Genomic DNA, 6,009 nt, shown 5'->3' with positions numbered 1-6,009 from the left:
GGAGCCCGGCCCCGCCGGAGTGACGGTGATCAGCGAGGGAGAACCCGTCGCGAGGGCGGACGCCGTGATCGTGGCCTCCACGTGCGCCGCCGCGCGGACCTGCTGCGGACGCTCGACCGGCTCCAGCCCGGCCTGCCCGGACGGGCCGCGCTCACCGCGCGGGCGGCCGCCCTGTTCACCGCGGCGCCGGCCGAGTCCCTTCTTCTCCCCGGCCTCGCCGCCGAGTCCCGAGCATGTGAGCCTGCTTCCTGAGCGGCGCGTACCGCGACAGCAGCACGCTGCCGTACAGGATGAGGGCCATGCCCGTCAGTTCGGGCACCACCCACGGGCCCGTGCGGATGTCCTCGCCGAACATCGCCACGCCGTACGCCGTGCTCGCCACGGGGTCGGTCACGGTCAGCGCGGGCTGCACGGCGACCAGCGGACCGCTGTGCAGGGCGTTCTGCAGCAGGAACAGGCTGCATAGCCCGGCGGCCACCATGGCCCAGAGCGACCAGGAGCCGGCGAGCGTCCGCGCGCCGGCCGGCAGCTCGTCCACCGTGCGCTTCATGAGGACGGCGGTGTAGGCGAACCCCAGCCCGGCGGCCATCCCGAGCAGCACCGCGCGGGCCGCCCCGCCGAGGGCGATCGCGGCGGCCACGCAGCAGGCGAGGAGCCCGATGGTCACGCCCGCCGAGACCACCCAGGTCAGCAGGCCGGGAAGGCGGTGGCCGGGGGTGGGCGAGGCCGCCGCGAGGAACCCGGCCAGGCCGGCTGTCAGCGAGCCGACGGCCAGCCAGGTCTTGGGATCGACGCGGACCCGGAACATCCAGCCGGCCACCAGCATCGTGATCGGCAGTTCCGCGACGAGCAGGGGCTGGACGAGTGCGAGCCCCCCGCTCGTCAGGGCGGCCGCCTGCAGCAGGAAACCGGCGATGAGCGCGGCGATGCCGCCCAGCCAGGCGGGCCGCCGCACGAGGTCCCAGATCAGGCCGGGCCGGAACGCCTCGGCGGCGGGGGCGGCGCGGGCGGCCCGGCGCTGCAGCACGGACGCGACGGCGTTGGCCGCCGCGGCGAGCACCGCCAGGACAACAGCGATCATGAGCCCAGCGCCCCGTCTCAGGCTTCTCGTCGTCGCGGGCCCTCTGGTCGAGGCCCTGTCATTACCCTCCCCGGCGATGGCCGCCGCATGTCGCCGTGAGCACTCCGAACCCTTTTTATTCAGTTAATACCAAAGAAAGGCGCGAATATTAATAAAAATCGAGAATTCCGGGATTTTTAGGGGTATGGCCGTTTGCACAAACGCACGCAGCAGGAAAGGCGGAACCAGACATGGTTGGACCCACCGGCCTCGAGCGTCATCCTGACGTCAGCGAACTGCGACAGACGTACGATCGGGCGGGCTCGACGGCCCCCGCCCAGGTGTTGGAGGGGTTGGCCTTCCTGGCCGGTCTTTACCTGGCCCTCTCGCCGTGGATCGTCGGATTCTTCGGACTTCGCGGCCTGACCGTCAGCAATCTCGTCACCGGCCTCGTGATCTCCGCCCTCGCTCTCGGGCTCGCGGCCGCCTACGGCCGCACGTACGGACTGGGGTGGCTGCTCCCGCTGCTCGGCGTGTGGGCGATCGTCTCGCCGTTCGTGGTGCGCGCGGGTCGTGAGGCCACGGCGACGACCATCTGGAACAACGTGGCGATCGGCATCGTGACCCTTGCGCTGGGAGCCGCGGCCCTGGCGATGGCACAGGCGTTCCGCCGGCATGAGCGGGGCGAGCGGAGCGCGCGCAGACTGGGCGACTGGTGACGGAACCGGCGCCCGGCCCGCGGCAGGCGGGCCGGGCGCCGTGTTCTCGGCGTTCTCAACCCACAGGGCCGGTCGCCACCTGGGCGGCCTCACGGTAGACCGCGCCGGTCTCGCCGTCGAAGTACGCCGAGGTGATCTGGTCGTATCGGCCGTTCGAGTCGTAGTCGACGAAATAGCTGACCAGGCCGCTGACATAGCCGAGACGCTCGCGGTTGCCGTACGACGCCAGCATCGGCGCGCCGTCGGCCCCCGGTGTGAGGCTGCTCTTGATTCCGACGTGGTTGTCCGCGCTGTTGGCCGCCGGGTTCGTCGAGACGTACCGGCGCTCGACGCGCCCGTAGCTCCAATGCATCGTGACCCCCGTGAAGGGGGAGTTGCCGTCGGGATGAGGGCTCGCGGGGTAGCCGAAGGCATAGACCATGTAGTCGGGCCGTCTGTTGTAGATCAGGCCCTGGCCGCCGACCTGGTCGCCGAGACGGCCGGTGTCCTGGGCGGTTGCCGTGTAGAGCACACCGTCCTGGATCCACTTCGCACCGGTGTGGGCGTCGTACTCCGCCTGCGTGACCTGCGTGATCGAAGACAGCCGCACGCCGTTGTGGACGTTGGCGAAGGCGTAGTCGAAGTCGTAGTCCTCGGACGCGTCGAAGTCGCGGTGCGTCCAGACCCGCTCGCCCACGTAGATCCCGTAGGGGCTCTTGCCCTGGTAATAGCCGGGGACGAAGACCCACTTGTCCATGACCTCGCCGGTGACGGCGGGGTCGTACACGCAGTGGGCGGCGGTGGCGACCACGTTGCGGTGTGCCGACTCGATCGAGGTGGCCGAGCACCAGCGTTCCCGGCCCTGGCCGTCGACGAAGAAGACCTTGCCGACCGTCTTGGGCAGCACGACGCCCTGCGGATCCTCGGCGGGCGGCTCATAACCGAGCTCGTGCCCGGGGGCGACCGATCCCTGTTCCCCCGTGGGACGCACGGGCGGCTGCATGGCGAACGGCGGCCGGAGGTTCTCGGGCTGGAAGGGCGTGGCCCTGCGCAGGGCGGCGCCGCCGCCGGCGCTCCAGTAGCCGGCGACCGCGAGGGCCTCGGCGGAGGTGCCGGCCAGGGTGTCGGAGGCCCAGGGGGAGGTGTCCCCGGCCGCCGCCGTGCCGGGGACCAGCGGGGTGAGGGCGAGTGCGACGGCGCAGGCGGCGAGTGACAGGCGTTTGTTCAAGATGCTCCTCGGTCTCGTGACAAGGAGCGGCGGCCCTCGGGGGTTCCCCCGGACCGCGCGCTCCGGCGACCGGTGGACCGTATGAACGATCATGTACGGCTGTCGTCCGCCCCGGGGCGGACACCGCGTCCGCCGTCCAGGTGATCATTCAGTCAGCATGGACGGCCGCCCGAGGGCGGTCGGAGCCCTGCCGGGATCGTCCGGAACCGCGCGCAGGCGCGCCAGTGAGAAGGCCGGAATTTCGCCGTCCGGCGGCCGCCCCTCGGCGAGGCCGGCGAGCACGTCGCCGACGAGCGGGGCGTACTTGAAGCCCTCGCCGCTGTCGCCGCAGCCCCGTCCCGCCACAGGTGCAGCGTCGTCGCCGTCAGGCGCTCCAGCCGCCGCATGGCGTCCCGGGCACGCAGGGACAGCCGGACCTTCAGCGGGTCGGGGTCGGCCAGGCGCCACAGCCGCGTCGGCCCGCGGGAGGAGGACAGCGGGTTGCCGATCCCGTGGCGTTCCACGAGCGTGACCCGGTGGCCCCGCGCGGTCGGCTCGGCCGCGGCGGACAGGCCCCACGCGCCTGCTCCGACCACCGTGCACCGCATGGCGCGACCCTACCGAATGGTGACGCTGAGCCGGGCCGAGGCGTCTCTGAGGTAGTCGACGAACGCGCGCAGGGCGGGGTTGGGGTTGGTCGGGCGGAGGGCGGCGCCGACCCGCCTGTAGAGCTTCTGCCCTTCCACCTGGCAGACCTGGATGCCCGCCGCGCCCTGCACGCCGAGGCTCGGCACGAGGGCCACGCCGAGCCCGGCCCGGACCAGGCCGAGCGTCACCTCGTAGTGGTCGCTGCGGCAGCGGATGGTGGGCGTGAACCCCTCCAGGGCGCTGGCCCGCTCCAGCACCGACACCGGGGTCTCGGTGCCGAACGTGGTGATCCACGGCTCGTCGGCCAGGTCGGTCAGCCGAACGCGGGGTCGGTGTCCCACCGGGTGGCCGACCGGCATCACGAGAAGCTGCGGCTCGTCGAACAGGTGGACGACCTCCACGCCCTTCGGCGCCTTCCAGGGGTCCAGCGCGTGCTCGAACACGACCAGCACGTCCAGCTCGCCGCGTTCCACGTCGGTCAGCAGCTCGTGCGGCTGCCCGAGCACCAGGTCGAGCACGACCCCCGGATGGCGCGCCGTGAAGGACGACAGCGCCATCGGCAGCAGCCGGTAACCGGCCGAGGCGAAGAACCCGATCCGCAACTGCCCGGCGTCCGCCCGCGCCTGCGCGAGCAGGTCCTTCTCGGCGGACTCGATGAGGTCGAGCACCTCTTGGGCCCGCCCGGCCAGGCGGTGGCCCGCCGCGGTCAGCCGCAGGCTGTGCGCGGCCCGCTCCACCAGCCCGACCCCCGCCTCCTCCTCCAGCCGGGCGAGCTGGTGGGAGACGGCCGAGGGCGACAGCCGCAGGGACTTGGCGGCTCCGGCGATGCTCCCGGTCCTGAAGACCTCCAGGAGCACCTTGAGGCGGTGGCTGCTGAGCATTCCCCCAGTATCGGGCCTGGTCAGAAGTGATGACGGCCCGGGTCAGTCGGAGGGCCGGGGTCCCGCGGCGCGGCGGAGCCGGTTGGCGATCGCGAGTCCCAGCCCCTGCTCCTGCGGCAAGGAGGCGACGATGAGGTCGCACCCCCGCTGGTCGAGCTCCCGCAGGAACCCGTACAGCCCGCGGGCGTAGGCGGCCGCCGAATCGGGGACCGCCACCACGGCGTGCGCCTTCACCGGGGCGCCGGCCAAGGCGGGGGGAAGGAAGACGCCCACCCGATGCCCCAGCTCCTGCGCGAGCTCCGCTTCGGCGACGACCTTCTCGGGTTCGACGAGGACGACCCGCGCACGCGGCGCGTAGTGCGACGGATGCTGGCCCGGCACCCGCACACGGCTCGTCGAGTGGACCGCGAGCGGGAACCCCAGCACCGCTTCGAGGTCCTCGCGCGTCACCCCGCCCGGGCGAAGGACACTCAGGGTGTCGCCCGTGGCGTCGACGATGGTCGACTCGACGCCGACCTCGCAGGGGCCGCCGTCCAGCACGAAGTCGACGGCGTCGCCGAGCTCCGCACGGACGTGGTCCGCCGTCGTGGGGCTGACCGACCCGAAGCGGTTGGCGGACGGGGCCGCGACCCCGCCCCCGAAGGCCGACAGCAGCGCGAGCGCGACGGGGTGGCCGGGCACGCGCACGGCCACCGTCTCCAAGCCGCCCGTCGCCTCTAGGGACACCCTGCGGCCGCGCCGCAGGACCAAAGTGAGCGGCCCCGGCCAGAAGTGTTCGGCCAGCAGGCGCGCCGTCGCGGGCACGTCCTCGGCCCAGTCGCCCAGATGCTCCGCGGCCGCGAGGTGGACGATCAGCGGGTGAGTGGGCGGGCGCCCCTTGACCTGGAAGACCCGCGCGACGGCGGCGGCGTTCTCGGCGTCGGCGCCCAGACCGTAGACGGTTTCGGTGGGGAAGGCCACCAGGCCTCCGGTGCGCAGCACACTGGCCGCCTTCTCGATGTCACTGGTTCCTGCCGTCACCCTCGCAATCCTCTCACTGTTCCCCCTCGGCGCGTTCCCCGGGCTGGACGGCGGTACAAGACGAGACCACGGCACGGCGCGGCTACGGCCGGTGCACCCGGTCGTCCGCGTTGGGCAGGACGCTTTGCGCGATGGCGAGGCCCGCCTGCCGGATCGCCCGCACCAGGGCGTGCTCGCGGCCCACCGGCCCGTGCGCGAGCACGGCGTAGCCCTCCCACCGCCTCCCGGCCATGACGCCCACGTCGGCCCGGGTGCCGGCGTCGGTGCCGGTCTTGTTCGCCACCCAGACCCCGGCGGCGTACGGCAGGGCCACCGGCGGGTCGCGGTCCTCGGGCTCGTGCGGGAGCAGCGCGGGCACCAGCGCGCGGTCGGTGTTGTGCGCCATCCAGCCGACCAGCAGCCGCCGCCACGGCTCGCGGCCGTGCGCCAGGGACCGCATGAGACCGGCCAGCTCGCGCGCCGTCCCGGTGGCGAAGGCCGGCGGGTGGACCGGGA

7 protein-coding genes and 1 pseudogene are annotated in these 6,009 nt (G+C 72.9%); 1 reads left to right on the top strand and 7 read right to left on the bottom strand.

Going from position 1 to position 6,009, the window contains the following annotated elements:
- Positions 1–175 precede the first annotated feature (175 nt).
- The gene (locus AB0J39_RS37635; protein ID WP_363473701.1) at positions 176–1,081 is read right to left on the bottom strand and encodes a DMT family transporter; all 906 of its coding nucleotides are present in this window, start codon (positions 1,079–1,081) and stop codon (positions 176–178) included.
- Between the two features lie 230 nt (positions 1,082–1,311).
- On the opposite strand from AB0J39_RS37635, the gene AB0J39_RS37630 reads away from it, so the two are divergent.
- Complete coding sequence (locus AB0J39_RS37630; RefSeq protein WP_363473700.1) at positions 1,312–1,779, top strand: SPW repeat protein; 468 nt, start codon at positions 1,312–1,314, stop codon at positions 1,777–1,779.
- A gap of 55 nt (positions 1,780–1,834) precedes the next feature.
- Here the strand turns inward: AB0J39_RS37630 and AB0J39_RS37625 are convergent, their stop codons facing one another.
- The 6 genes and pseudogenes from AB0J39_RS37625 to AB0J39_RS37600 all read right to left on the bottom strand — a co-directional run.
- Positions 1,835–2,986, bottom strand: a complete 1,152-nt coding sequence (locus tag AB0J39_RS37625; protein WP_363473698.1) for a hypothetical protein — start codon at positions 2,984–2,986, stop codon at positions 1,835–1,837.
- Positions 2,987–3,130: 144 nt separating this feature from the next.
- Positions 3,131–3,331, bottom strand: a complete 201-nt coding sequence (locus AB0J39_RS37620) for a hypothetical protein (protein WP_363473703.1) — start codon at positions 3,329–3,331, stop codon at positions 3,131–3,133.
- Between the two features lie 20 nt (positions 3,332–3,351).
- Positions 3,352–3,573: pseudogene (locus AB0J39_RS37615) on the bottom strand (FAD-dependent oxidoreductase); the annotation flags it as partial.
- 9 nt (positions 3,574–3,582) lie between these two features.
- On the bottom strand, positions 3,583–4,494 hold the full coding sequence (locus tag AB0J39_RS37610) for a LysR family transcriptional regulator (RefSeq protein ID WP_363473696.1): 912 nt from the start codon (positions 4,492–4,494) through the stop codon (positions 3,583–3,585).
- A gap of 42 nt (positions 4,495–4,536) precedes the next feature.
- The gene (locus tag AB0J39_RS37605; RefSeq protein ID WP_363473694.1) at positions 4,537–5,514 is read right to left on the bottom strand and encodes an L-threonylcarbamoyladenylate synthase; all 978 of its coding nucleotides are present in this window, start codon (positions 5,512–5,514) and stop codon (positions 4,537–4,539) included.
- An 82-nt stretch (positions 5,515–5,596) separates the two neighbouring features.
- Positions 5,597–6,009, bottom strand: a 413-nt coding sequence (locus tag AB0J39_RS37600; RefSeq protein ID WP_363473692.1) for a serine hydrolase, incomplete at its 5' end; no start/stop codon positions are given.

Source organism: Microbispora sp. NPDC049633, assembly GCF_040675265.1.
GTDB classification, from domain to species: Bacteria; Actinomycetota; Actinomycetes; order Streptosporangiales; family Streptosporangiaceae; genus Microbispora; species Microbispora maris.
The sequence above is the reverse complement of the archived record's forward strand: the minus strand, read 5'-3'. Positions and strand labels throughout refer to the sequence as shown.

What these genes read in the sequence shown, in the direction of transcription:
- AB0J39_RS37630 (WP_363473700.1), top strand. Translation starts at nt 1,312, where the DNA reads ATGGTTGGACCCACCGGCCTCGAGCGTCATCCTGACGTCAGCGAACTG.
- AB0J39_RS37610 (WP_363473696.1), bottom strand. Translation starts at nt 4,494, where the DNA reads ATGCTCAGCAGCCACCGCCTCAAGGTGCTCCTGGAGGTCTTCAGGACC.
- AB0J39_RS37635 (WP_363473701.1), bottom strand. Translation starts at nt 1,081, where the DNA reads ATGATCGCTGTTGTCCTGGCGGTGCTCGCCGCGGCGGCCAACGCCGTC.